The 26,310-nt window shown below is 68.9% G+C and carries 22 protein-coding genes; 9 read left to right on the forward strand and 13 right to left on the reverse strand.

The window, feature by feature from the left end:
* The first annotated feature begins 88 nt into the window (after window positions 1–88).
* Window positions 89–592 (forward strand): pyridoxamine 5'-phosphate oxidase family protein, encoded by a 504-nt coding sequence (locus HCX50_RS04805; protein ID WP_091033651.1) that lies wholly within the window; start codon window positions 89–91, stop codon window positions 590–592.
* 35 nt (window positions 593–627) lie between these two features.
* On the opposite strand, the gene HCX50_RS04810 is transcribed toward HCX50_RS04805, so the two are convergent.
* Genes HCX50_RS04810 through HCX50_RS04820 form a run of 3 tightly spaced genes read right to left on the reverse strand, consistent with a single transcriptional unit; the run spans window position 628 to window position 4,302 of the window.
* Entirely contained in the window at window positions 628–2,385 is a 1,758-nt protein-coding gene (locus tag HCX50_RS04810; protein ID WP_167633190.1) for a proline--tRNA ligase, read from the reverse strand.
* A gap of 42 nt (window positions 2,386–2,427) precedes the next feature.
* On the reverse strand, window positions 2,428–3,198 hold the full coding sequence (locus HCX50_RS04815; protein ID WP_167633191.1) for an isocitrate lyase/PEP mutase family protein: 771 nt from the start codon (window positions 3,196–3,198) through the stop codon (window positions 2,428–2,430).
* Window positions 3,199–3,246: 48 nt separating this feature from the next.
* Window positions 3,247–4,302, reverse strand: coding sequence for a zinc-dependent alcohol dehydrogenase family protein (locus HCX50_RS04820; RefSeq protein WP_091034491.1), 1,056 nt, complete (start codon window positions 4,300–4,302; stop codon window positions 3,247–3,249).
* A gap of 107 nt (window positions 4,303–4,409) precedes the next feature.
* Here HCX50_RS04820 and HCX50_RS04825 point away from each other — a divergent pair, with 107 nt between their 5' ends.
* Window positions 4,410–5,825 carry an RNB domain-containing ribonuclease gene (locus tag HCX50_RS04825; protein ID WP_167633192.1) on the forward strand — a complete coding sequence of 472 codons (1,416 nt, stop codon included), beginning with the start codon at window positions 4,410–4,412 and terminating at the stop codon, window positions 5,823–5,825.
* 61 nt (window positions 5,826–5,886) lie between these two features.
* Here the strand turns inward: HCX50_RS04825 and HCX50_RS04830 are convergent, their stop codons facing one another.
* Together HCX50_RS04830 and ispG are read right to left on the reverse strand one after the other, a co-directional pair.
* A complete protein-coding gene (locus HCX50_RS04830) occupies window positions 5,887–6,756 on the reverse strand; it encodes a hypothetical protein (RefSeq protein WP_167633193.1) in 870 nt (289 codons plus the stop codon).
* A 15-nt stretch (window positions 6,757–6,771) separates the two neighbouring features.
* The gene (gene ispG, locus HCX50_RS04835) at window positions 6,772–7,923 is read right to left on the reverse strand and encodes a flavodoxin-dependent (E)-4-hydroxy-3-methylbut-2-enyl-diphosphate synthase (RefSeq protein ID WP_208617658.1); all 1,152 of its coding nucleotides are present in this window, start codon (window positions 7,921–7,923) and stop codon (window positions 6,772–6,774) included.
* A 60-nt stretch (window positions 7,924–7,983) separates the two neighbouring features.
* On the opposite strand from ispG, the gene HCX50_RS04840 reads away from it, so the two are divergent.
* Both HCX50_RS04840 and HCX50_RS04845 read left to right on the forward strand, forming a co-directional pair.
* Window positions 7,984–8,610, forward strand: coding sequence for a pyroglutamyl-peptidase I family protein (locus HCX50_RS04840; protein ID WP_091033665.1), 627 nt, complete (start codon window positions 7,984–7,986; stop codon window positions 8,608–8,610).
* 171 nt (window positions 8,611–8,781) lie between these two features.
* Entirely contained in the window at window positions 8,782–10,665 is a 1,884-nt protein-coding gene (locus HCX50_RS04845; protein ID WP_091033667.1) for a chorismate-binding protein, read from the forward strand.
* A gap of 4 nt (window positions 10,666–10,669) precedes the next feature.
* Here HCX50_RS04845 and HCX50_RS04850 read toward each other — a convergent pair whose 3' ends face one another.
* From HCX50_RS04850 to HCX50_RS04865, 4 genes are all read right to left on the reverse strand, one after another.
* Window positions 10,670–13,405 (reverse strand): DUF4135 domain-containing protein, encoded by a 2,736-nt coding sequence (locus HCX50_RS04850; RefSeq protein WP_167633194.1) that lies wholly within the window; start codon window positions 13,403–13,405, stop codon window positions 10,670–10,672.
* 6 nt (window positions 13,406–13,411) lie between these two features.
* Window positions 13,412–13,705, reverse strand: coding sequence for a hypothetical protein (locus tag HCX50_RS04855; protein ID WP_029263682.1), 294 nt, complete (start codon window positions 13,703–13,705; stop codon window positions 13,412–13,414).
* An 81-nt stretch (window positions 13,706–13,786) separates the two neighbouring features.
* Window positions 13,787–14,371 (reverse strand): GNAT family N-acetyltransferase, encoded by a 585-nt coding sequence (locus HCX50_RS04860; protein WP_167633195.1) that lies wholly within the window; start codon window positions 14,369–14,371, stop codon window positions 13,787–13,789.
* A gap of 72 nt (window positions 14,372–14,443) precedes the next feature.
* Complete coding sequence (locus HCX50_RS04865) at window positions 14,444–15,757, reverse strand: M50 family metallopeptidase (protein ID WP_029263684.1); 1,314 nt, start codon at window positions 15,755–15,757, stop codon at window positions 14,444–14,446.
* 65 nt (window positions 15,758–15,822) lie between these two features.
* On the opposite strand from HCX50_RS04865, the gene HCX50_RS04870 reads away from it, so the two are divergent.
* The 3 genes from HCX50_RS04870 to HCX50_RS04880 all read left to right on the forward strand — a co-directional run bounded on the left by HCX50_RS04870 (window position 15,823) and on the right by HCX50_RS04880 (window position 18,913).
* A complete protein-coding gene (locus HCX50_RS04870; RefSeq protein ID WP_091033677.1) occupies window positions 15,823–16,407 on the forward strand; it encodes a hypothetical protein in 585 nt (194 codons plus the stop codon).
* Window positions 16,408–16,516: 109 nt separating this feature from the next.
* Window positions 16,517–17,194 carry a YcnI family copper-binding membrane protein gene (locus HCX50_RS04875; RefSeq protein WP_167633196.1) on the forward strand — a complete coding sequence of 226 codons (678 nt, stop codon included), beginning with the start codon at window positions 16,517–16,519 and terminating at the stop codon, window positions 17,192–17,194.
* 96 nt (window positions 17,195–17,290) lie between these two features.
* Window positions 17,291–18,913, forward strand: a complete 1,623-nt coding sequence (locus HCX50_RS04880) for a Mur ligase family protein (RefSeq protein WP_205828792.1) — start codon at window positions 17,291–17,293, stop codon at window positions 18,911–18,913.
* Window positions 18,914–18,953: 40 nt separating this feature from the next.
* Here the strand turns inward: HCX50_RS04880 and dxr are convergent, their stop codons facing one another.
* Window positions 18,954–20,036, reverse strand: coding sequence for a 1-deoxy-D-xylulose-5-phosphate reductoisomerase (dxr, locus tag HCX50_RS04885; protein WP_167633197.1), 1,083 nt, complete (start codon window positions 20,034–20,036; stop codon window positions 18,954–18,956).
* A 37-nt stretch (window positions 20,037–20,073) separates the two neighbouring features.
* Window positions 20,074–21,030 (reverse strand): FKBP-type peptidyl-prolyl cis-trans isomerase, encoded by a 957-nt coding sequence (locus tag HCX50_RS04890; protein WP_167633198.1) that lies wholly within the window; start codon window positions 21,028–21,030, stop codon window positions 20,074–20,076.
* Between the two features lie 123 nt (window positions 21,031–21,153).
* On the opposite strand from HCX50_RS04890, the gene HCX50_RS04895 reads away from it, so the two are divergent.
* The gene (locus HCX50_RS04895) at window positions 21,154–21,954 is read left to right on the forward strand and encodes a lysophospholipid acyltransferase family protein (RefSeq protein WP_167633199.1); all 801 of its coding nucleotides are present in this window, start codon (window positions 21,154–21,156) and stop codon (window positions 21,952–21,954) included.
* Window positions 21,955–21,972: 18 nt separating this feature from the next.
* Here the strand turns inward: HCX50_RS04895 and HCX50_RS04900 are convergent, their stop codons facing one another.
* A complete protein-coding gene (locus tag HCX50_RS04900; RefSeq protein WP_029261852.1) occupies window positions 21,973–22,467 on the reverse strand; it encodes an OsmC family protein in 495 nt (164 codons plus the stop codon).
* 67 nt (window positions 22,468–22,534) lie between these two features.
* Here HCX50_RS04900 and HCX50_RS04905 point away from each other — a divergent pair, with 67 nt between their 5' ends.
* Window positions 22,535–23,530 (forward strand): asparaginase, encoded by a 996-nt coding sequence (locus HCX50_RS04905; RefSeq protein ID WP_091033694.1) that lies wholly within the window; start codon window positions 22,535–22,537, stop codon window positions 23,528–23,530.
* A gap of 39 nt (window positions 23,531–23,569) precedes the next feature.
* Here the strand turns inward: HCX50_RS04905 and HCX50_RS04910 are convergent, their stop codons facing one another.
* Window positions 23,570–26,308: an FtsK/SpoIIIE domain-containing protein gene (locus tag HCX50_RS04910; RefSeq protein ID WP_167633200.1), complete on the reverse strand. Its 2,739-nt coding sequence runs from the start codon at window positions 26,306–26,308 to the stop codon at window positions 23,570–23,572.
* Between the last annotated feature and the right edge of the window lie 2 nt (window positions 26,309–26,310).

The following is a 26,310-nucleotide window of genomic DNA, read 5'->3' on the forward strand; positions in this document are numbered from 1 at the left end:
TCGACGTCCGACAGTGCGGTGGCGAGCACTGCCCGGCCGCGCTGTCAATGCCCGTGTCCTCCGCCGCCCCGCACGGCACTCTGATGACATGACAGAGATCACAGGACCCGAAGCCCTCGCCCGCGTCGCCGAGCTCGTGGAGGACATCGACTTCACGATGCTGACAACGGTGGACGACGACGGCAACCTCGTCAGCCGGCCAATGTCGACCCGGCAGATGGACGACGCCGGCGACATCTGGTTCTTCACCGCCGAGGACACGGAGAAGGTCGAGGAGGCCCGACGGCACCACGACGTGGGCCTCGCCTATTGCGACGCCAAGGGCATGCGCTACGTGTCCGTGGCGGGCACGGCCGAGATCGTGCACGACCGCGCGAAGATGGAGGAGCTGTACTCGAGCTCGCTGGAGATCTGGTTCGCGGATGGACTGGACACGCCGGGCATCGCTCTCCTCCGGGTCACCCCGAAGGTGACGGAGTTCTGGGAGCCGGCGAAGGGCAAGCTCGCAATGGCAGCCGGCGCCCTGAAGTCGCTCGTCACCCGCGACACTCCGGACGACGACATCATGAACCACGGCCACATCGTCTGCTGACGACGCGGCCGTGGACTCTCAGGAAGCGAGGACTCTCAGGAAGCGGAGAGACGCCCCACGACATCTTCCACCGAGACCGTGTCGCGGTCGCCGGTGCGGCGATCCCACAGCTCGACCTGACCCTCGGCCGCCCCGCGTCCGACGATGACGATCTTCGGCACTCCGACGAGTTCGGCGTCACCGAACTTCACGCCGGGCGAGACCTTCGGGCGGTCGTCATAGAGCACGTCGAGACCAGCGGCCTCGAGCTGAGTGGAGAGTCCCTCTGCCACCTCGAACGCGACCTGGTCCCGGCCGGCGGCGACGACCTGCACGTCGAACGGCGCGACGGAAGCAGGCCAGATCAGGCCCTTCTCGTCGTTGTTCAGCTCGGCGATGATCGCGAGGATGCGGGTCACGCCGATGCCGTACGAGCCCATCGTGACGGTGACGAGCTTGCCGTTCTCGTTCAAGACCTTGAGTCCCAGGGCCTCGGCGTACTTGCGGCCGAGCTGGAAGACGTGACCGATCTCCATGCCCCGGGCGAGCTCGACCGGGCCGGAGCCGTCGGGGGCGGGATCGCCCGCACGCACGTTCGCGATCTCCACGATCCCGTCGGCGGCGAAGTCGCGACCGGCGACCACCGAGTGCGCGTGCTTCTGATCGATGTTCGCGCCGGTGATCCAGCTCGTGCCCTCGCTGACGCGCGGGTCGACCAGATAGCGGATGCCGGTGGCCGACTCCTCGCCGAGTACCGCGCCGGTCGGCGACCAGGGGCCGATGTACCCCTTGACCAGCAGTGGATTGTTCTCGAAATCGTCCGCCGTGGCCGTCTCGACCTCGGCGGGCGCGAACGCCACCTCGGCGCGCTTCTCGTCGACCTCGCGGTCGCCGGGGACGCCGACGATGACGAGCTCGCGGGTGCCGTCCAGGTGGGTCAGGGCGAGCACCACGTTCTTCAGCGTGTCGGCCGCCGTGTACTCCCCCTCGAGCTCGCGGTTGCTGTGCGCGACCAGCGTCTCGATCGTGGGAGTGTCCGGCGAATCGAAGATCACCGGCGCGGCATTCTCGTCGAACGGGATCGCATCGGGAACCGCAGTGGTGAACGCCTCGACGTTCGCTGAGTATCCGCCCGCGCTGCGCACGAAGGTGTCTTCGCCGACGGGGGTCGGGTGCAGGAACTCCTCGCTGCGGGACCCGCCCATCGCACCGGCATCCGCCTGCACGATGACGTACTCGAGGCCGAGCCGCTGGAAGATGCGCTCGTAGGCATCCCGCTGCGCCTGGTAGCTCACGTCGAGGCCCTCATCCGACGAATCGAACGAGTAGGCGTCCTTCATCGTGAACTCGCGACCACGGAGCAGGCCGGCGCGGGGACGCGCCTCGTCGCGGTACTTGTCCTGGATCTGGTAGATCGTGAGCGGCAGATCCTTGTACGACGAGTACAGGTCCTTCACCAACAGCGTGAACGCCTCTTCATGCGTCGGCGCGAGGAGGTAGTCGCCGCCCTTGCGATCCTGCAGGCGGAAGAGCAGATCGCCGTACTCGTCCCAGCGACCGCTGGCCTCATAGGCCTCTCGCGGCATGAGCGCCGGGAAGTGGACCTCCTGCGCGCCGGCGGAAGCCATCTCGTCGCGGATGACCGTCTCGATCTTCGCCTTGACGCGAAGCCCCAGCGGCAGCCATGCGAAGATGCCGGCGGCCTGCGGGCGGATGTATCCGGCCCGGATCAGCAGCCGGTGGCTGGCGACCTCTGCGCCTGCAGGGTCTTCGCGGAGCGTGCGGAGGAAGAAGTTCGAAAGACGAGTGACCACGGAGCAAGTCTACTGAGCCGTGGCCGCTCGTCTTCGACGCCGTCAGTTGAGCGCGGGGAGGTTCGCCGGCACGACGCCGCCGGCGTACAGGTCGGCCGCGAGCTCCTGCAGCGCGGTGAGCGCGACCCGCTGCGGAAGCGGACCGTAGGAGATCCGGGCGACGCCGAGCTTCTCGTACTCCGACGCGGCGAGAGCGCCGGGGATCCCGATCACGCTGACCTTGCGCTCTCCGATGCCCTCGACGAGCTGCCGGGTGACGTTCATGTCGAGGATGCCGGGGACGAACACGGCGGTCGCCCCAGCGTCGAGGTAGGCCCGCCCACGCTGGATCGCGTCGGCGATGCTCTCCGGCACCGGGCGTGCGCCGGCGCGGACGAAGGCGTCGGTGCGGGCGTTGAGCGCGAACGGAACCCCTTCGGCCTCTGCCGCCTTGACGATCGCCTCGACGGCGGCGACGGATTCGTCCAACGGCTTGAGGCGGTCTTCGACGTTGGCACCCACGACACCGACCCCGATGGCGAGACGCGTGGTCTCGCCCGCGTCGCCGTAGCCGTCGTCGAGGTCGGCCGTGACCGGCACCTGCACGGCAGCGGCGATCCGCCCCACCATGTCGATCATGATCTCGCGCGGGGTCGCGCCGTCGTCGTAGCCGAAGGACGCGGCGATGCCGTGCCCCGCGGTGGCGAGCGCCTTCGTCTCCGGGAGGGCGGCGACCGCCCGCGCGGACACGACATCCCACACGTTCACGACCCGGAGGATCTCCGGAGCGTCATAGAGTCCGACAAGGGTCTGGGCCTTGGATGCAGTCGTCATGATTACACGCTAACGCGGGACACGGACGGTCGGGCCGAGTTCGACGCATCAGGCGTTGAGCACCACCTTGAGCGCCTTGGTCTCCGCCGCACGACTGAACGTGTCGTATGCGCTCTCGATGTCGTCGAGCGCGAACAGATGGCTGACGAAGCCGCTCGGATCGATACGCTGCTCCGCGACGAGTGCGGTCAGCATCCGCGCGGTGTTCGCGTTGACGAGACCCGTCGTGATCGTGAGGTTCTGAATCCACAGCCGGTCGAGTGGGAACTCCACCGGTGCACCGTGAACGCCCACGTTCGCCACATGACCGCCCGGCCGGACCATCTCCACCACCATCTCCCACGTCCGCGGAATTCCCACCGCCTCGATCGCGACGTCGACGCCGAGTCCGTCGGTGAGCGCCATCACCTGTTCGCGCCAGTCGCTGTCCGAGGAGACCACGGCGTGCGTGGCACCGAACTGCAGCGCGAGTTCTGCGCGATTGGCGTCGAGATCGATCGCGATGACTTTGCTCGGCCCGTAGAGCTGAGCCGTCATGACAGCGGCGAGGCCGACCGGCCCGGCGCCGACGACGGCGACGACGTCGCCCGCTTCCACCCCTCCGTATTGCACGCCGATCTCATGCCCGGTGGGCAGGATGTCGCTGAGGAGCACCGCCGTCTCGGGCGCGAGTCCTTCGGGCAACCTGTGCAGGGAGGTCTCCGCGAACGGGACCCTCACCAACTCGGCCTGGGTCCCGTCGATCAAGTGCCCGAGGATCCACCCGATACCCGATGTGCCCTCGGCCGCGAGGCAATGCGACTGCAGACCGTCGACACAGAAGTCGCACTTGCCGCACGCACTGATGCACGAGATGATCACCCGGTCCCCGACCGCGAGTCCGGTCACGGCCTCGCCGACCTCGGTGATGACGCCGACTCCCTCATGCCCCAGGATCCGTCCGTCCGCGACGGCGGGGACGTCTCCTTTCAGGATGTGGAGATCCGTGCCGCAGATCGTCGTGCTCTCGATCCGGACGATCGCGTCGGTCGCGACCAGGATCGTCGGATCCGGCACCTCCTCCCACGCCTTCCGACCGGGACCGTGGAAAACAAGTGCCTTCATGAGCTTCTCCTTCATCGAGGATTCCTGGATCCCCTCCAGTAAAATTTTACCATCTGGAACGCCGTAGCGCCCGGGGTGATCGCCGTCGCGCCGCCTAGTGTGGACCCATGCCGCAGCGCCGATCGCATGTCTCTCCGTCCGCCGCTCAGACCGAGCTCGCCGCGGCCCTCGCCGGACTGCGGGAAGCCGCCGACGCGCCGGTCGGATTCCCACCCGCCGTGCTCGCGGAAGCGGAGCGAGCCACGCCGCCCCTGCCGTCGCTGGATCTGCGGGACCTCTCGTTCGCGACTCTGGATCCGGCGGGCTCGAGGGATCTCGATCAGGCGTTCCAGCTGGAGCGCACCGCATCCGGTTACACCGTTCGATACGCGATCGCGGACGTTCCGGCGTTCGTCGTCCCCGGCGGAGCAGTGGACGCCGAAGCTCGTCGTCGTGGGCAGACACTGTACGCGGCGGACGGCAGGATCCCCCTGCATCCGCCCGTGCTGAGCGAGGACCGCGCGTCGCTCCTCGCCGGGCTCGATCGCCCCGCATTGGTATGGACGTTCTTGCTCGACCCCACGGGCGCGGTGACGGAATTCCGGCTCGAGCGGGCACTGATCCGCTCCCGCGCGCAACTCGACTACGTGGGAACGCAGCAGTCGCTCGAGCGGGGCGAAGACGGACCGGCGTCGCTGCTGCCCGAGATCGGCGCCCTCCGCATCGAGCAGGAGCGACTGCGGGGCGGGGCGAGCCTCAACCTGCCAGACGAAGAGGTCGTGCGCGCCCCGGATGGCACGTATGCCATCGAACGCCGCAGCCCCCTCCCCGTCGAGGAGTGGAACGCACAGCTCTCACTCATGACCGGGATGGCGGCGGCATCACTCATGCTCGACGCCGGCATCGGGATCCTTCGCACGATGCCGGAACCGGATGCCGAGGCCTTCGAAACCTTCCGCCACCAGACCGAGGCCCTCGGGCGCCCGTGGACGACGGGCACGTACGGCGAGTACCTTCGCGAACTCGATCGCCGCGACCCGATCACCCTCCCGGTGCTCGAGGCGGCGGCATCGCTGTTCCGGGGTGCAGGCTATCGCGTGTTCGACGGAGCGCCTCCGAAGGATGCCGTGCAGGCGGCGATTGCGGCCCCGTATGCACACGCGACCGCTCCCCTGCGCCGACTCGTCGACCGTTGGACGCTCACGATCTGCCTCGCCGTTTCGAACGGTGAACCGGTGCCGGAGTGGGTGCGAGGATCGCTCGACGAGCTCCCCACCCTCATGCAGGAATCCGGCCAGCGGGCGTCTCGGTTGAACGCGGCCACGATCAACACCGTCGAGGCTGCACTGCTCACCCCGCTCGTCGGGACGACGATCGATGCGACCGTGATCGAGCTTCGGGGTGAGCGGGCGTCGATCCAGATCGCTGAGCCGGCTGTCACGGCGACAGCGCCGGTTCCCCCCGGTGCGAAGCCGGGCGAGGCCGTGCGGCTTCGCGTCGTTCGTGCGGACATCGGCGCCGGAGAGGTGGAGTTCGCTCTCTGAACCCGCCACCGCCACAGCCGCGCGCCCGCGTTCGGGTGCCGACCGAGTTCGTGCGCTGACGTCAGCCGGCGGCCGTCGCCGTCGTCGTCATCACGAGCAGCTGAGGGTCGGTCAGATCGAGCGACACCGAGATCGAGGAGAACTCGGACAGCGCCCGCACATGGGTGCCGCCGCACAGGATCACGGCCTCGCCTTCCGGGAGCGCGCAGTGCCATCGACGCCGATCGACGATCGTCGGCCCCTCCGTCTCGACCCGACTGGTGGCCCCTGCGGCGATCCACGCGGCGAGCTGAGCGTTGATCCGCTGCTCGCGATCGGCGAGGGTCGCGGCGAAGGTCTCGGTGTCGAAGCCGGCCCGGCGAAGGCTCTTGCCGAGACGGTACTCATCCACCGCCCCGTCCTCGTGGATACGACTGGACTGATTGGCGCGCCCCTCGAAGTCGGGATTCCCGAGCGCGTCCTCACCCGGATCCTTTCGCCACAGGTCGGCGACAGCGAGATCCAGGGCAAGAGAGGCGAGGTGGCAGGCTGTGTGACCGCGGCTGAGGCCTGCGCGTCGCGCGGCGTCGACGGTCAGCCGCACGCGCGAGCCGTCGGTCAGCCACGCGGGAGCCGCGCCGTCGATCCGGTGCGCCACGAGCCAGGTCCACCCCTCAGCACCGCGCTTGACGGGGATGTCGCCTCCGACGGCGAACTCGCCCTCGTCGGAGACCGCAGCCATCAGCGCCTCGGTGACCGGTATCGTCACGTCGTCTGAGGAGAGGGTGCCGGTATCACCCGGCTGGTCGGGCCAGGTGTGGTCGACCGGATGGAACGGCGTCGCGTCGACGACGACGACGACCGTCCCGTCAGTGCCGCTCTCGACCCGGGTGACCGTACCGTCCCCGGTGATGGCGCCGCCGGCGAAGGACACGATGGTAGGCGTCGACATGGCTTTCCTCCGCGGTCAGACCGCGACGACCTGAGCGGTGCCAAGGGGTGCTTCCGGGCCCATCTCGGCGGCGATCCGGTTCGCCTCTTCGATCAGGGTCGCGACGATCTCCGCTTCCGGCACGGTCTTGATGACCTCGCCCTTGACGAAGATCTGCCCCTTGCCGTTGCCGGACGCCACGCCGAGGTCGGCCTCGCGAGCTTCTCCGGGACCGTTGACGACGCATCCCATGACGGCGACGCGCAGCGGCACGGTCATGTCCTTGAGCCCCTCGGTGACGTCTTCCGCGAGCGTGTACACGTCGACCTGGGCGCGACCGCATGACGGGCACGACACGATCTCGAGCTTGCGCTCTCGCAGATTGAGCGACTGCAGGATCTGGTGCCCGACCTTGACCTCTTCGGCCGGCGGAGCAGAGAGGGACACGCGGATGGTGTCACCGATGCCCTCGCCGAGCAGGATGCCGAACGCCGTCGCGCTCTTGATCGTGCCCTGGAAGGCGGGGCCCGCCTCGGTCACACCGAGATGCAGAGGCCAGTCGCCCCGCTCGGCGAGCTGACGGTAGGCCTTCACCATCACGATCGGGTCGTTGTGCTTGACCGAGATCTTGAAGTCGTGGAAGTCGTGCTCCTCGAACAGCGACGCCTCCCAGACGGCGCTCTCCACGAGCGCCTCGGCGGTCGCCTTGCCGTGCTTGGCGAGGATCCGACGATCCAGCGATCCGGCGTTCACACCGATGCGCAGCGAGACGCCGGCCGCCTTCGCAGCTTCGGCGATCTTGCCGACGTTGCCATCGAACTCGCGGATGTTCCCCGGGTTGACACGAACGGCGCCGCACCCGGCGTCGATCGCGGTGTAGATGTAGCGCGGCTGGAAGTGGATGTCGGCGATCACCGGGATCTGGCTCTTCATCGCGATGATCTTCAGGGCGTCCGCGTCGTCCTGGTGCGGCACGGCGACACGCACGATCTCGCAGCCGGACGCCGTGAGCTCGGCGATCTGCTGCAGCGTCCCGTTGATGTCGGTCGTCTTCGTGGTCGTCATCGACTGCACGCTGACGGGAGCGTTGCCGCCCACGAGCACCTTGCCCACTTTGATCTGCCGAGATTTCCGGCGCGGGGCGAGGACTTCGGGGATCTTCGGCATTCCGAGGTTCACTGCTGGCACCCCCCAAGCCTACGCCGCCAGGATGCAAGAGGGCTGGACGGACGCACCTACGCTGGAGGGATGGCGGTCGTTCTTCTCACGGGCTTCGAGCCCTTCGACGGCGCGGCGCGCAACCCCTCGGCCGATGCCGTGAACACCGTCGCCGCCGACTACGACGGTCCGCACGAGCTCATCGTCGCGACACTGCCGGTCGCATTCGAATCCTCCGCGCGACGCCTCCGCGCGCTGATCGACCGGCACTCCCCCGACGCCGTCATCGCTACCGGGCTCGCCGGCGGACGTCCACAGATCGCGGTGGAGCGCATCGGCGTGAACCTGATGGACGCGCGCATCCCCGACAACGACGGCGCCCAGCCCCTCGATGCGCCCTGCGAACCCGATGGTCCCGCCGCCCGCTTCGCGACGCTTCCGGTCAAGCACCTGGTCCGGGTCCTGACCACACACGGGCTGCCGGCACAGCTCTCGCTGTCGGCGGGTTCCTACGTGTGCAATCACGTGCTCTACACCGCGCTGGGGGCCGTCCCGGACGGCACGGTGACAGGATTCGTCCATCTTCCGTGGTCGACAGGCACCGCCCCGGCGGGTGCCCCGCATCTTGCCGATGAGGAGTTGGCACGTGCGGTGCGCCTGGTCGTGGACCATGCCCTCGACGCTGAGGTCGGGGAACCCGGCGGGAGCATCTGGTGACGTCATCGCGCCGAAGCCGGCACCGGCGATGTGGTAGTTTCGGCCCCATGCTCGCGAACTTCACCTGGTGGCCCGCCTTCTAGGCGGTGTGTTCGCGTTCCCACGAATCCAGACCGCCTCCCGGGCGGTTTTTTCGTTGCGCCGAGCCGGAGCCTTGCACAGGAGACATCGATGACCCTCTCACGACTCGCCGAGCTCAACGCCGACCCGGCGGCATCCTTCGTCCTGATCGCCCGCGACGGCGCCGACACCGTCGAACTGCTCAGCGGCGATGTGGTGGATGTCGAGCTTCTCGCCGACATCCCGCTCACGATCGACGGCGCCCCCCGCGAGATCTTCGCGATGGTCCCCTATCGTCAGGTGCGCGAACGCGGATTCGTCGCCCAGGACGACGGCGCTCCGCTGCGATGCATCATCGTCGACGAGCATCTCCACCTGCCGACCTCGGAGCTGGTCGCGGCGCTCCCGTCGGATCCCGTCCCCCTGCACGACGACGGGTTCGACATCGCGGATGCGGAGTATGCGGCGATCGTCGAGAAGGTCATCGCGGAGGAGATCGGTCGCGGCGAGGGCGCGAACTTCGTCATCCGGCGCGACTTCACCGCGGACATCGACATGGACGACCGGACGGCGGCGCTGACCTGGTTCCGCGCCCTGCTCACGCACGAACGCGGCGCGTACTGGACGTTCGCCGTCTTCACCCCCGGCCACATCGCCGTCGGCGCGAGCCCCGAGGCGCATGTCGTCGCCCGCGAGGGCGTCGTCACGATGAATCCGATCTCCGGGACGTTCCGTCACCCCGCAGGCGGGGCCACCAAAGAGACCCTGATCGACTTCCTCGCCTCCACCAAGGAGACCGAGGAGCTGTTCATGGTCGTGGATGAAGAGCTGAAGATGATGAGTGCCGTGTGCTCCGACGGTGGACGGATCACCGGTCCGCACCTGAAGGAGATGTCGCGACTCACGCACACCGAGTACATGCTGCGCGGACGCAGCACCCTGGACCCGCGCGACATCCTGCGCGAGACGATGTTCGCACCGACCGTGACCGGGTCCCCGATGCAGAACGCCTGCGCCGTGATCCGACGTCACGAACGGAAGGCTCGCGGATACTACTCGGGCGTCGCCGCACTGTTCACCCCGAACGCGGACGGCGGACACGACCTCGATGCGCCGATCCTGATCCGCACCGTGTACCTGCAGGACGGCGCGCTCAGTGTGCCCGTCGGTGCCACCCTGGTTCGTCACTCCGATCCGCAGGGAGAGGTCTCCGAGACCCATGGAAAGGCCGCAGGGGTGCTGGGTGCGATCGGTGCCATCGACCGGGATCGCGTGGCCGAGGCGCGCAGCGATGCCGATGCACCGGCCGAGGAGCGTGCTCTCGCCGATGATCCCCAGGTCGCCGCGCTGCTCTCTTCACGCAATGCGCGCCTCGCCGAATTCTGGCTGAACCCGCAGGGCGAGGAGTTCACCGGCCCGTTCGTCGGACGCACCGCACTGGTCGTGGACGCGGAAGACCGGTTCACGACCATGCTCGCCCATCAGCTCCGTCACCTCGGTCTCACCGTGACCATCGCCGGATGGAGCGAGGTGCAGGATGCCGACCTCGATGCCGCCGACCTCGTCGTCGCGGGCCCGGGCCCCGGGGATCCCCGGGATCTGCAGAACCGCCGGATCGCCAGGATGCGCGACGTGGTCGCCCGTCGCCTCGATTCAGGAGCCCCGTTGCTGGCGGTGTGCCTCAGCCACCAGATCCTCGCCGACCGACTCGGTGTGGCGCTGACCCCGCTCGACGCCCCGCATCAGGGTCTGCAGAAGTCCGTCCCGGTGTTCGAGGAGAATGCCTCGATCGGCTTCTACAACACGTTCACCGCACGCGTCCTCCCCGAGACGACGACGGTCGGGCCGGCGGAGGTCTCGGCCGACGCCGCCTCCGGCGACGTGTTCGCTCTGCGCGGTGCCCACTTCGCATCCGTACAGGGACATCTCGAGTCGATCCTCTCGCGCGACGGCATCCGCACGCTCGAGCGCCTCGTGTCGCACGCTTTCGCCTGAGCGGTCAGCCGAGCTCGTAGGACAGGGAGGCCAGCCGCACACTGGCTCGGTCGCGGTGCGCCGCGAGATAGAGAAGCTTGCCGGACAGCCCGGTGAACAGCCCGACCCTGCTCGCGTACGCCGGTTCGGCGACCTCACCGAGCGGATCGCGGATGAGCATCTCGAGCGCCTCACGACGCGTTCGATCGGCATCACGGCGTCCCCACCGGTCGATGTACGGCGCTGACTGCTGAACGATCGCACGGCCGAGGCTGCCGTGACAGAGAGACGTCCCCGTGAGAGGAGAACCCACCATCCTCTCGCGCAGTTCATCGATGCCCGACTCATGCCCCACCTGCAACCGTGACTCGATCTGGCCGGTCGCTCCCCAGCACCATGAACCGGAGAGTGCCTTCTGCGCCTGCTCCCTGTCCCCGGCAGCTTCCGCCTTGGCGAGGAGCGTCTGCTCGAGGTCGAAGCACTCGCTCACGAACGCACGCACGTCGGGATCGTCGCCCTCAGCGGCAAGAGCGAGCACGATCCCGGACAGCCCGTGGGCGAGGCCCGGCTCGGCACGCCCCTTCCTCAGCGTCGTGGCGACGATCTCGACCAGCCGGTCGCGAGCCGCCGAGCCGAGTCGCGACAACGGAGCTGCGCCGCGAATCGCCCCGAGACGCTCTGCAGCGAGCACCACACCGGCGGCGCCGTTGAGATGATCGGGGGAAGCCATGCTCGGAGACAGGCCGTCCAGTGCCGCACACACGACGCCCAGCCGATCGAGCGTCTCCGCGTCGTCGCGCAGCCGGGCGGCCTCCCCCAACGCGAGCGCCGCGCCGAGTGGGCCCTCGCCCAGTCCGAGCGAGAGCACTTCATCCGTCGATCGTGCCCGGCTCTCGACGAATCTCTCCAGCGCGCGCAGCAGCGAGGCGCTCGTCAGACGATAGAGATCGTCTGCCCGATGACTCTCCAGACCCGCAGCGCCGGCGGCGAGGACGATCCCCGCCAGTCCGTCGTAGACGCCGTTCCGCGTCACGAAGATCTCGTGGCGACTCGGAGAGTGCTGAATCGACGAGACCCACCACACATGATCGCCCGTCCGCTGCGCGGTCGCACGGAGCCGGTCGACGATCTGCTCGATCATCGGAACCGGGCTCGGCATCCGTCGCACGTCCTGTGGCACGGTCCGGGGTGTCGAGTCCACCGTCCAATCCGGATCCTCGAGGCCCAGCTCGAGACTCCGTCGCAGCAGGTGGGCCTGACCGGGCACCGCGCCCCGGTTCGTGAGGGCGAGGAAGCGCTCGGTCCACAGGCCGAGTACGTCGCGTCCGGTCTCCAGGGCGTTCCCCGTGCCCGACTCGAGGCGACCTCGCCCGACATCGACTTCGAACACGGGCACGCAGCCGTCATCGAGCTGCCGTGCCTCTTCCTGCAGGATCCACGCGACCTCTGCGCTCGAAGGCGAGGCCCCGGCCGTCCGCTCGCCGTGCGGCGCCTTCACCTGGAGCAGACTGACGAACGACGCCGTGGAGCGCGTGAGGATCCGGCACCTCAGTTCGTCCCGGCGTGCGACGGCGGTGATGATGCGCTCCTGCACGTCCGGATCGCTCAGGCGGGCCGACGCGTCGCCGAAGCCCTCCTCGAGATCGGCGACATGATCGGCGAACGGGGCGCGGGTCGAGCCGATGTGGGGCTGACTCCCGAACACCTGAGGCTCGAGCAGCCGCTCGTACGATGTGCGCAGCACTCCGTCTCGGCGCGTGATCCTCCGCACCTGCGCCTGCCGCGCAGGGTCGGCGAACGCACCGAGGGCACTCGCGTCGTACGGATCGGCATCCTCGAAGCGTTTGCCCCAGTTGGGGACGAGGAGCGTCGTGAGGAGGCTGGGGGCGTTTCGGGCGAAGTACCCGTCGTCGGCCGGCGACGAGGAGGACAGCCCGGAACCGAACGCGCACTCCGCGTCGATGACGTACGGCGCACCCCGCGCGCACTTCACGTTCTCGTAGTGGAGGTCCTGCATGCCGAGGGCGCTCGCGACCGCGATCAGTGCACCGAATCGTCGGTAGTAGACGGCACGCTCCCGGTCTGTCTCCACGTTCTCGAAGACGATGTACTCCTGCCAGCCGTGCGTCCCGCGATCGAGAGTCCGCGGGATCCTCGGCGGATCGGGCAGCTCCAGGATGCCGAGGATCTCGTCGATGAGCACATCCGGTGCGAGCGAGCGCGGCTTGTACACCAGCACCGGGCGTCCCTCGGCATAGATGCCGAGGACCGCTCCGCGCGGATGCACGTCTCCGAGGACCTTCAGGTGGCTCACAGAGGCGAGCAACTCCGCTGCCCAGGATCCCGACGCGAGTTCGGCACGGAGATCGTCGACGAACAGGCGCGCAGCGCGGCGGAAGACGGTTCCGAGCCGCTCCGCTCTCGGAACGAGATCGCCGAGATCCATCAACTCCGCCCAGCGGTGCCCGGACTCGGCGAACTCGTCCCACATCTCACGGCCGTCGTCAGGGATGGAACGTCCACTCACCCGCTCGTACTCATCCTGCGCAGCAAGCGAGAGAAGCGTCGTCGCCTGCGAAACGAACGAGCTCGCGAACGCGCCCACCAATGCGCCCTCCGCAAGGACGTCACACGTGCGCTCGAGCTCGGACAACTCCTCGCACAGGTCGCTCACCTGGGACCAGATCAGCAGGACGGGCCAGTTATGGCGTTCCGAGTCCCCGATGTCCTCGACCCACGCCGCGGGGGTTGGGCCTGGCATCCGGTGCTAGGCGCGCCAGCCGAACGTCACCGGGGCAGCGGGTTCCGCTGCGAATGTCGGACCGACGGCGCAATTGCACACCGTGTTGTTCTGGCAGGTGGGCCCCATGATCGTCGTGCACATCTGGGGGTTGTTGGTCTCGGTGGCGGACACGGTCGTGTCGATCGCCTCGGTGTCACGGCCGACCAAACTGCGGAAGATGGCCTCGTCGATCGTCTCCCGCCCCGACGAGATGTCGTTCGAGGCTGCGGAGTCCGACGCTTCGCGAACAGCGATCCTGAGATCAGCGATACTCGTCATTTCGTCTCTCCTTCGTTTCGACTGACTGTGCGGCAACTGCGCCGCTCTTCCCTGCCACGGTACGCAGGCACCCGCCGAGAGTCAACGAAGCGCGCTGCCCTCGGCGGTCTCGTCCCGCTTCGTCTGCGTGGCGCGGCCGGCCTCCCACTCCTCGCGGAGGATGGCGTAGATCACCACGTCGTTCCAGCGCCCGTCGCGCCACTGCGCGCTTCTCGCGATTCCCTCCCGCGACATACCGCCAGGACGGGCCGAGGGGTTCTTCGGTGCTGCCGTCGCCGCCGTCGCCGCCTCGATCCGGTGGGTGGCGGTCGTCGAGAACAGGTAGTCGATGAGCAGCACCAGACCACTCGACGCCGCGCGCGTGCGGCGGTGCTCCGGAAGCACGAGGAGACCGATCCCCCAGCCCCGATGACGAGGAGAGCCACCGTAGTCGTACCCGGGAAACCAACTCACCTGGCCGATCGTCGCGCGATCACGCACCAGACGCATCCGACCGCCGTCCGGCGTGATCATCCCCAGCCCCGGGCTCTGCGGCCCGAACGGCGGCACCTGGGTGTATCCGAAGCCGAACCAGTTGTTCGGCTGCCAGGCCTCGGGGTCACGAAGACGCTCCGCCATCTCCGCCTCGGACTGGGGGTCGTATGGTCGCAGTGAGTATCCGTGCATGGGTGCCTCCAGGGAGCGTTCGGTCGATCCACGCTTCACTCTGCCATCCATGACGCCGATCACGGCGACCGGCTACTGGAACAGGGACACCGGCTTCACGATGTCGGCGATCAGGAGGAGCGCACCCATAGCGATGAGCACCACCGAGACGACCACCGTGAGAGGCACGAGGCTCGTGGCGTCCACCGGCGCCGGAGGCGGTCGACGGAAGATCTTCGCCCAAATCCTGCGGATGCCGTCCCAGAGCGCGACGACGATGTGGCCGCCGTCGAGGGGAAGCAGCGGTATCAGGTTGAAGACGAACAGCGCGATGTTGAGCATGCCCAGCAAACTCAGGAGGCCCGCCCATCGATCCAGGACGGGCGCATCCACGGAGGCGACCTCTCCGGCGAGTCGGCCGACGCCCACGACGCTCAGCGGACCGTTCGGGTCACGGTCCGCGCCCGCGAACACCGATGCGCCGATGTCCCACAGGCGCGCCGGGAGGTTGAGGATCATGGTCGCCACGCGTCCGGCGGAATCGACCGCCATCTCCGGTCCGGCCGAGAGCGGCTGCTGGATATAGCCCATCTGGGAGTACATCCCCGCGTAGCCGACCTCCTTCACCACCGGGTCGCCGTTCTCGTCCTGCAGCGGCCGGCCGCTGGCGTCCGTGATCGTACGTTCGGCGGCGATGGGAGTCAGGCTCAGCGACTCGTCGGAGCCGTCACGGCGCACGACGACATCCAGCACTTCGCCCGGCGAGGCCTGAATGATGGCGGTCGCATCGGCGAACGTCGACACCGGCTGTCCGTCGACGGAGAGGATCACGTCGCCGGGCTGCACTCCGGCCTCGGCAGCCGGAGACTCAGGGTCGTCAGGCGAGCACTCGGTGGCCGTGGACGCGGAAGGCACCACGCACTCACTCACCGCGGATATCGTCGTGGTGCCCTGCTGGAGGCCGATCCCGGAAAGCAGGATCGTGAAGATCACGGTCGCGAGCAGCAGGTTCATCACCGGCCCGCCGAGCATCACGATCACTCGCTTCCACACCGGCAGGCGGTAGAAGACGCGATCCTCCGCGCCGTCGGCGATGGTCTCGTCGTTGGCGGATCGGGCGTCCTGGATGAGCGACCGGAAGAGACCGGATGCGGGGCCCGAGCTCTTCGAGGGCGGGTACATCCCGGACATCGAGATGAAGCCACCCAGCGGCAGCATCTTGAATCCGTACTCGGTCTCGCCGATGCGCTTCGACCACAGACGCGGTCCGAAACCGATCATGTACTGGCCGACGCGCACGCCGAAGAGCTTCGCGGGGACGAGATGGCCGACCTCGTGCAGACCGATCGAAAGGCCGAGGCCGATCAGCATGAAGAGGATGCCGCCCAGATAGAGCAGGAATTCCACGTGCCAACGCTACTGCCCCCAGCTAGGAATCCGCCCGACGACGCGGGCGCGGCTAGGGTGGAACCGTGAATGCCCGGCAGCTGCGACTCGTACGCGCCGCCGCCGTCTCATCCGTCGCGACACTGCTCGCCGCGCTCTCGCACACGTTCGGCGGCGGTGCCGCACCGCATCCGCTGCTGATCCTCGCGGTCGCGACCCTGCTCACACCGTTCTCGGCCCTGCTCGTGGGGACCAGACAGTCACGCGGTCGCGTGGCATCCGCCGTCTTCGTCGCGCAGGCCGCGTTTCATGTGCTGTTCCAGGCGCTGGGATCGCCGACCGGCGCCGACACGCTCGGCGGCGTCGGCCACGCCCACCACCTGAATCTCGATCTGCTCGGGCCCGCGACCTCGCAGACGTCCCTCAGCGCGACGATGCTGCTCGCGCACCTCGCCGCCGCCGTGCTCACCACTGTGCTGGTCTGGCACGGCGAGACACTCCTGGGGAGCATCGTGCGGTGGGTCGAGGCGATGTTCCGGCGTGCCGCCGCAACTGCGCCCGCACAACACCGCCGACCGCCCCGCCTGCGCTCCACTCTCCTGCCTTCCTTCAATGCCGCCGTCGCGGCTGCTGTGCCCCGACGCGGGCCTCCTGCGCTCTTCCGCGACTGATCCACACGGATCCGTCGCACCGGAGCAGGCCGCCGTCCTGGCGGAACAACCCCCTCGCCGGGTGCGCCGTCGTCGCGCGCCCGCTCTTTCGAGCACCAGGAGATTCTTCATGTCCCGTACCACCCGTACCCGCACCCACCGCGCAGCCCTCGCCACCGCCGGCATCCTCGGTGGCGCCGTCCTCGCCCTCGCCGTCCCGACGATGGCGGGCGCGCACGTCGGCGTCAGCCCCGATGAACTCGCCGCCGGAGACCATGGCGTACTCACCTTCTCGTTCTCGCACGGATGCGACAACTCCCCCACCACGGCCCTCCGCATCACGATGCCGGACGGACTCGCTTCCGTGGCGCCGACGATGGACGGCGACTGGAACATCGCGGTCGAGCGCGGTGATGACGGCCTCGTGAGCGCAGTCACCTACACCGCGCTGACGCCCGTACCGAACGATCTCCGCGGGGCGGTGAGCATGTCCGTCGGGCTCGACGAGAGCACCCCGGAGACGCTGGCCTTCCCCGTCGTGCAGGAGTGCGTCGACGGCGCGACCGAGTGGACCCAGCTCGCCGAGAAGGGTGAGGACCCCCACAGCCTGGACGCCCCGGCACCGGTGGTCTCCGTCACCGACGCCGCGACCGACGGGCACGGTGATCATGGCTCCGCCGGATCCACCGACGAGGCAGCGGCAACGACGACGACCGATCCGCTGGGGATCGCGCTCGGAGCCGGCGGACTCGTCGCCGGGATCGCCGCACTGATCGTCGCCGTCCTCGCCTACCGCCGCCGCGCCTGACGCCGTCCGACTCCTCGTGCTCCGCTCACCCGGGCGCACGAGGAGTCGTGCCGCGGAGAGGTGTTCACCGTGCCGTCATGAGATCATGGATCCGACATGTCGATTGAACAACAACCGAGCCTGCCTCCCGTGCTCCGCCCCGCGAACCCGCCCCGGCGTGAGCTGTCCGAACTCGCTTCCCGTTTCGCCCGCAGTGTGCGCGGCGACATCGACGGGATCGCCCTCTCCGGCATCACACTCGCCACTGCGGACCTTCGTCCGGGCGAGGCCTTCGTCGCGATCCTGGGCGTCAACAGGCACGGTGCGGATTTCGCCGTCGCCGCGGCCGAGAAGGGCGCCGTCGCCGTCATCACGGACGAGCCCGGCGCTGCGATCGCCGGATCCGCGGGGCTGCCGATCCTCGTGGTCGACGACCCGAGAGCGGTGCTCGGCGACCTGAGCGCCTGGGTGTACGGCACAGGGGCGGATGATCCGCTTCCGCTGCTCTTCGCCACGACGGGAACGAACGGGAAGACCAGCGTCTCCCACCTGCTCGAGGGCATCCTCGACCAGATCGGTGTCGTCACCGGGCTCTCGTCGACCGCCGAACGTCACATCGCCGGCGAAGTCATCGTCTCGCGGCTGACGACCCCCGAGGCCTCCGAGATGCACGCGCTCCTGGCCCTGATGCGCGAGCGCGAGGTCGAAGCCGTCGCGGTCGAGGTCAGCGCTCAGGCTCTGTCACGCCACCGGGTCGACGGGATCCGATTCGACGTCGCCGGCTTCACCAACCTCAGCCACGATCACCTCGACGACTACGCCGACATGGAGGAGTACTTCGAGGCGAAGCTCCCGCTCTTCCGGCCGGACCGCGCCAAGCGCGGCGTCATCTGCCTCGACTCGCCGTCCGGCGCGATCGTGGTCGACCGCTCCGAGATCCCCGTCGTGACGGTGGGGACGCCCTCGATCGCCGCCGACCCCGAGGCGGCGGCCGCCGCGGACTGGGTCGTCGTCATCGACGACGAGCGTGCGGCGGGCACGACTTTCACGATGACCGGCCCCGCAGGCTCCCTCACGACCACGGTTCCGGTGATCGGCCCGCACATGGCCGCGAACGCCGCGCTCGCGATCGTGATGCTCCTCGAGGGCGGCTACGACTGGCAGCGCATCGTCGATGCTCTCGCCCGCGATGAAGGCATCCGCGCCTATCTCCCCGGCCGTACCCAGCTGGTGTCCGGGGAACGCGGGCCTGCGGTGTTCGTCGATTTCGGCCACTCCCCCGACGCGTTCGAGAAGACGCTCGCCGCTGTGCGCCGCGTGACACCGGGCAAGGTGCTGATGCTCTTCGGCGCCGACGGCGACCGCGACGCGAGCAAGCGGTTCGACATGGCGCGCACCGCGGTCGAGGGCAGCGACATCCTCGTCGTCACCGACCATCACCCGCGCTTCGAGGATCCGGCCTCCATCCGCGCGACCCTCATCGAAGGCGCGCGCACGGCGAGACCGGATGCCGAGATCCACGAGGCCTCGCCGCCCGAGAACGCCATCATCACCGCGGTCGGACTCGTGGGCGACGGCGACGCCATCCTCTGGGCAGGCCCGGGCCACCAGGACTACCGCGACATCCGCGGGGTGCGCACGCCGTACTCGGCGCGCGAGCTGGCACGCAGAGCTCTCCGCGCCGCAGGCTGGCCGGTTCCCGAACCCCGCTGGCCCGTCCCGTACCCCGACGAAGACTGACCCGGTCGGCTGGGGCGGCAGACGCCGCTCCGGCGTCGTCTCAGCTCGCCGCGATCATCCGATCTGCGGTCGTGCGCGCCCAGGACTCGGCCGCGGCTAGGGTCTCGACGGTGAGCGCGTCGGGTGCGTCATGGGCGTCGACGACGCGCGCGATCGTGTCGACGATGCCGAGGAACGGCAGTCGACCCTCGTGGAAGGCGTCGACAGCCTGCTCGTTCGCCGCGTTGTAGACAGCGGGGAAAGTGCCGCCCGCACGACCGACGGCCTTCGCGAGTGCGACCGAGGGGAAGGCCTCGCCGTCGAGCGGCTCGAAGGTCCAGGACGACGCCGTGGTCCAGTCGAGCGGTCGTCCGACGCCTCCGACGCGGTGCGGCCAGTCCAGACCGAGCGAGATCGGGAGTCGCATGTCGGGCGGAGAGGCCTGGGCGATCGTGGAGCCGTCGATGAACTCGACCATCGAGTGCACGATGGACTGCGGATGCACGACCACCTCGATGTCGTCGTAGGCGACATCGAACAGGAGGTGCGCCTCGATGACTTCGAGCCCCTTGTTCACGAGAGTGGCCGAATTCGTCGTGACCATGCGGCCCATGTCCCATGTCGGGTGCGCGAGGGCCTCCGAGGGGGTCACGTCGGACAGTTCTGCACGCGTGCGACCACGGAACGGACCGCCGGATGCCGTCACGACGAGCCGGCGCACCTCGGCGTGAGTGCCGGCGAGCAGGGCCTGCGCCAGCGCCGAGTGCTCGGAGTCCACCGGGACGATCTGTCCGGGCGCGGCGGCGGCGAGAACCAGGTCCCCGCCGACGATCAACGACTCCTTGTTCGCCAGGGCCAGCGTGCGGCCTGCCTTCAGCGCCGCGAGAGTCGAGCCGAGTCCGATCGAGCCGGTGATGGCGTTGAGCACGACATCGGCCTCGACATCGCGGACGAGCTGCTCGGCCTCGTCCGCACCGAGCGCCGTGTCCTCGACCTGGAACTGCGCGGCCTGCTCACCCAGCATCTCGGCGTTCGAGCCGGCGGCGAGGCCGACCAGTTCGAACCGACGGGGATTGGCGCGGATCACATCCAACGCCTGGGTGCCGATGGAGCCGGTGGAGCCGAGGACGATGATGCGACGCATGACGCCAGCCTAGGACACGCCCTCGACGCCGCCGCTGCTACTGCTGGACCGGGGTGGTGGCGAGGATGTCGACGACGAAGACGAGGCTCTCCTTCTGGAGCTCGTGTCCCTCGGTTGCCCCGTAACCATCCGACGGCGGCATCACGACGACGACCTGAGAGCCGACCTTCTGTCCCTCGAGCGCCTTCTGGAAGCCCGCGACCACACCCGTGGTCTGGAACTGAGTCGGCGCGGCGTCGCGGCTCCAGCTGGAGTCGAACTCCTTGCCGTCCGACCACTTGACGCCCAGGTACTGCACGACCACGAGGTCGCCGGAGCCGACCGTGGGTCCGTCGCCCTGCTTGAGGACGGCGACCTTCGTCTCGGTCGGTGCATCTCCGTCGGGGATCTTGACGGAGGGCTTGCCGTTGTCATCGAGCTTGACGGTCGGCATGCCCGGGGTCGGGTCGACGTCCTTGCCGGTCGCCACCTCGGGGAGCTGCTCGACGGCCTCGGCGTACACGACCACGCTGCTCGCGCCCTCGCCGAGAGCGCTGCCGGGAAGGGCGAGCACTATGCGCGAGCCGACCGGCTCGCACTCGAGCGCGGCGACGAAGAGCGAGGACTGATTGGTGTCGAGAAGAACAGGCAGCACGCCCCCCTCACCACGGGCGGACGAGTCCAGCACCTTGTTCGTCGTCGCATCGACGATCTGGTACTCGACCGAGACCAGGTCGTTGACGAAGACATCGTCACCATCGCCGGCGGAGACGACCGTCCGTTCGACTCCCTCGAACGCGGCATCGGCCGGGACCGTGACCTTCGTGTCCGCTCCCTTGCCCTCGACGACCACGGCATCGGAGGTCTTCCCCGGCTGCGCGTCCAGCGCGCACGCACTCGACGCGGTCGGGCTCGGCGTATCGGAGCTCGACGGCGCGGAACTGCCGGAGCAGCCTGCCAGCAGCAGAGTCGCCGCGGCGACGGTGGACAGAACGATGAGCGGACGCTTGCGCACAGTGAGACCTCGGGATCGCGGGTGGGAACCTCCATCCTGCCGTATAGCCCTTTGCCCCCGCTGGGAGGCACGGCGCGACCCTTCATTCCCACGCCGGCATGGATCCGGGAGTAACCTGCTCTGATGACCTCTGAGCAGTCCGTCGAGCCCGAATCCTCGTCAGAAGAGGAATCCTCGTCGTCAGATGAGACTGCCAAGCCCCGTCACGCCGGGTTCGCCTACACACTCGGACGCAGTCTCATCACTCCGCTGGCGCGGCTCGTGTACCGGCCGAAGATCGAGGGCCGCGAGAACGTTCCGCTGACCGGGCCCGTCATCTTCGCCAGCAACCACCTGTCATTCATCGACTCGATCGCGATCCCGGTCGCCGCACCCCGGCCCGTGCACTTCCTCGCGAAGTCGACCTACTTCGAAGGCACCGGCTTCCAGGGCTGGATGAGCAAGACCTTCTTCGAGTCGATCGGTGCCATCCCTGTGCGCCGCGGTGCCGGCCAAGCGGCTCTGGATGCTCTCGAACTGCAGCGTCAGCTCCTCGACGAGGGACTCGCCGTCGCGCTCTACCCGGAGGGCACGCGCTCCACCGATGGCCGCCTCTACAAGGGGCGTACCGGGGTCGCGTTCCTCGCGCTCCAGACGGGCGCCCCCGTCGTGCCAGTCGGGCTGATCGGGACCGACAAGGTGATGCCGGTCGGGGCGAAGGTGCCGACGCTCAAGGAGCGCATCACGGTCCGGTTCGGCGCACCGCTGGATCTGTCGCCGCACGGACCTGCGACCAGCGGGCGTGCGCGTCGCCTGGCGACCGACGAGATCATGGCAGCCATCCACGATCTGTCCGGTCAGGAACTCGCCGGAGCCTACAACGAGGCTCCTGCGCAGGGCACGATCGAGAAGATCAAGCAGGCCCTGCCGCACGAGCGCCGTTGACGCCCGTGCCGCGCTGACTCACTCGACGGCGCGGACGGTCGCCTCGTGGCGCACCGGGAAGTTCATCGAGTTCGCGATGAAGCACCATTCGTTCGCCTGCGCGTGGGCACGCTCGGCCGCCTCGATCATCGATGCGTCCGCGACGACGACCTCGGGCCGCAGCATCACCTCGACGAACGCCCCACCGCCCTTGCCGTCTTCGCGCATCATCCCGCTCGCGTCGTCGCGGTAGGAGACGACGACCACGCCGGCCGTCACGCACGCGTGCAGGTACGAGAGCAGGTGGCACTCCGAAAGTGAGGCGAGCAGGAGATCTTCCGGATTCCATCGCGAGGGATCGCCGCGGAACGGCTTGTCCGCCGATGCGAGCAGCTCCGGCTTGCCGTCGACTTCGATGGTGACTTCGCGGCGGTAGTCCCGGTAGCCCGAGGTCCCGGTGCCGGTGTTTCCGGTCCAGACCGAGGTGAGCGCGTAGTGATGTTCGCCGAGGGCGCGGGGGGTCGACTCTGCCATGTCTTCAGTCTGCCAGGGGCCACCGACCCGAGGTGAGCGATGGCGTGCCCGGCGCTAGAGTTGACGGGTGCTGGAGACTCTCACCGTTCAGGATTCCGTGGAACTCGCCGTCGTCGAACGGAGTGGATTCGTCGAATCGCGTCACGCCGGCGCAGCGATCGTGCTCTCGTCCGATGGTGACATCGTCGCCCGCCACGGCAACCCCGACGCGTTGATCCTGCCCCGCTCGAGCCTCAAGCCCCTGCAGGCGGTGGCCTGCATCACGGCTGGTGCGGTGCTCGAGGGCGAACAGCTCGCGATCTCCACGGCGAGCCATGTCGGTACGGACCGGCACGCCTCCGTCGTTCGCGACATCCTCACCGAAGGGGGGCTGACCGAGGACGACCTGGCGTGCCCGGCGTCCTGGCCGACTGATTCGGCGACGCGCGATGACCTCGTCCGCGAGCACGGTGAGCCGACGCGCGTGCGGATGAACTGCTCCGGAAAGCATGCTGCGATGCTGCGTGCGTGCGTGGCGACGGGTTGGCCGACCGCCGGCTACCTCGACCCGTCACATCCGCTGCAGGTGCACATTCGCGATGTCGTCGAGCGTCTCACGGGCGAGAAGGTCGCCCACACGGCGATCGACGGGTGCGGAGCCCCTGTCCACGCGATGACCCTCACCGCCCTCGCGCGAGGCATCCACCGCATCGGCACCGCCTCCGACCGCTCGCCCTTCGCCCTTCATCGCGTCGCCGGTTCGCTGGTGCGAGCGGTACGGGAGAGTCCCTGGACGATCGAAGGGCCCGGCCGCCCCGACACGATCGCGATCGAGAAGCTCGGAGTCTTCACCAAACACGGAGCCGAGGGCGTCATGGTGATGGTCGCCCCGAACGGCACGACCGTCGCGCTGAAGATGCTGGACGGCGCGACGCGCGCTTCGACGATCGTGGCAGCGACGCTCCTCGAGCGCGCAGGGGGCCTGAGCAGCGCCGAGGTCGCCATGCTGGCGGAGGCGCTTCCCCTCACCGTTTCGGGCGGCGGCTCGATCGTCGGTGCGATCCGTCCCGGCGCGGGTATTTAACACGTCCGTCCGCCCGAGCCGAGCCGCGATACTCACTGCTCATCGCGGAGACAGTTCCGGAAGGACGACGCGACGCGGCGCTTCGGCACCGCGCAGGGACCAGGCCCGACCGGCGTGGGTGCGCGCATACGGCGGGAGTTCCCGCACGCCAGCAAGCTGTCGGAGATCGGACTGCTGCTCGGCACGGATCAGCACTTCCCCCTCCCCTCGGATGCGCTGCCATAACGACCAGTTGCGCTGCCACACCTCCGCGTCCCCCACGACGAGGCAGGGACGGTCGCGCTGCGTCGGCTCCGCGCCGGCATCGATCACCTCGGACTCCGGATGCGCCTGACGCAGCATCGCCGAGATCGAGGCAGCTCCGGCGGTCACGACGGCGGTGATCGCGCACGACGGCGCCCAGGCCGGAGGTGTGACGGGAGCAGGGGGGACCCCCGCGCCTTCCGGGACCCAGGCCAGCTGCACCTCGCGGTCGCCGATGTGGGCACGCCCCGGGGAACGGTCGCGGATGAAGGACGAGGCCTCTCCCCCGGCCGCGAGATGTTCCACTCTGCTCGGCTGCCGAAGCAGCGCCCGTCGCGGCAGAGCGTCGATCATGCGTCCCAGCGGTCCCGCCGCTCTGCTCACCGCCAGCACGAAGGTCGTCTCCGCACGGGCACGGAGAAGGTGCTCCCACCGTTGCGCGTATTGCTGACCATACTCGGGTGGCAGTGCCGAGAGGACCCCGTCGACGTCGTCGCCGAGGACGAGCGACGGCATCCGTTCACTCGCCAACACCCACGCGGTGAGGAGGTCCCAGGCCGCCTCGGGGTCGTTCGGCACCCACGACGCATCAGGGCGCTGTACGGCCAGCGCACGCAACGCTGTGGAGCGACCTGACCCCGGCGCGCCCAGCAGCACGATTCCGCGATCCTGTCCGCAGCGCAACAGCTCGAGTGGCTGAGCTTGGCGGGCGGGGTCATCGGCACGCCCGAGCACGATGACATCCGGACCCGGCACGCCAGAATCGACGAGGTCCGTGAGCGGGATCCGTGCGGGAAGAGCAGCGAGCCACGGGCTGCGGGGCGGGTCGGCCGCCGCCCACCGCAGCCCGACGGCTCGCAGATCCGCGGGAGTCGTCAGCGCGATCCGGATCGCCGACGGCTCGGGATCGGCCGGACGGCGCACGAGAGCGAGGCCCCGCGACTCCGCTCCGCCGGGGAGTTCCGCCGCGGCGTCCGTCCCGATCATGAGCCTGCTGTCGGCAGCATCTCCGACCCGCAGACTGACGCGGAGCGGACAGTTGGCCGCCAGCGCATCCCTCACGACACCGGCAGCACGCTGTGTGCCGAGGATGAGGTGCATGCCCAGCGCACGACCCCGTGCGGCGACGTCCGTGAAGACAGCCCCCAGATCGGGATGCTCCGCCAGCAGAGCCGCGAACTCATCGACGACGATGACCAAGCGCGGCATCCCGACCTCTCGCACGTCTCTGGCGCCGGCGTCGGCGAGAACGCCCTCCCGACGGCGAAGCTCGGCTGTGAGACTGGAAACGCCTCTCCGCGCACCGTCCTCATCGAGATCCGTGATCACCGCTGCGACCTGGCGCAGCCCGCGCAACGGCTCGAATGCGGTCCCCCCTTTGAAGTCGGCAAGCACGAATGTCACTCGGTCCGGCCCGTTGGCCGCGGCGATGGCCGTGACCCAACTGACCAGAAGCTCACTCTTGCCGGTGCCCGTCGTTCCGGTCACGAGGGCGTGAGGACCGTCTTCGACGATGTCGACGATCGTCTGTCCGCGCTCGTTCCGACCGATCGCGGCGGCCAGCCCGCTGCCGGGCTGCGGCTGCTCCAGGTCGTGCAGAGCGACGGAGTCCGGAAGCACGTCGATCTCGCTTCCCGTCGCCGCATGCTCGCGAGCGATGATCCCCGCTTGTGCAAGGGAGACGCACTCGACCGCGACGACGGCGGTGCCCTGAGGTGTGCGCAGTCGGGCACACCCTGGCTCGATGATGTCGATCACCGTCGTGATTCCTTCCGGAACCTCGGCGTCGGCCGACGCCAGCCAGATCAAGGCATCCGCGTCCATCCGGTTCGCTTCGCCCGAGCCGACCCCGACCCGGAAGCCACCCCTGCGCGCGCGCCGCGCATGCGGCAGCGGGTCCAGCCCGCACTCGCGGAGTTCAGCGCCCACGAGCGACAGTTGCGCCGCGCTGAAGCGAAGACTCAGTTGCAGCAGGAGCGCGCGCGCCGCGGCGAGGATCACCGGCCGCGCACCGCGCAGACACACTCCTCCGCCCAGCGGCACGACGATCGGGGCGTCGTCGACCACTCCACAACGTTCGCGGAACTCGCGACCACGGCCGTCTTCGCCACCGCTGCATCGGATTCCGCTCGGCGCACTCCCGGCACCCACCACGAGGGAGGTCGCCCCATCCGGCGGCTCCACGCCGCGGAGAGGTGGCTGCAGGAGACTCGCCGCGGTATCAGGGTGACGCAGCCACCGCGCCTCGCGCTCCTCCTGGTGGCGGAGTGCGAGCTCGGCCTCGGCCGCCGCCCAGTCCTGCTCGGACTGTGCCGCGCCCCGCCGACGTTCGCGTCGGCGGTTGCGAGCCGCGTCAGCGAGCGATGCCACGATCATCAACGGTCCCAGCGCCGCGAAGCACAGTGCGAACACGGATCCGGTGACCAGCCACAGCACCACCCCTGCGGCTATCGGCACGATCGCCGCCATGAAAGGCAGTGGGGCACGGCGCGAGGGTACGGGCGCCGAAGGGAGCACGAGCGGGAGGGTTTCCATGC

Origin of the sequence: Microbacterium sp. B19(2022), assembly GCF_012030385.1 — a bacterium.
Lineage (GTDB): Bacteria > Actinomycetota > Actinomycetes > Actinomycetales > Microbacteriaceae > Microbacterium > Microbacterium oxydans_B.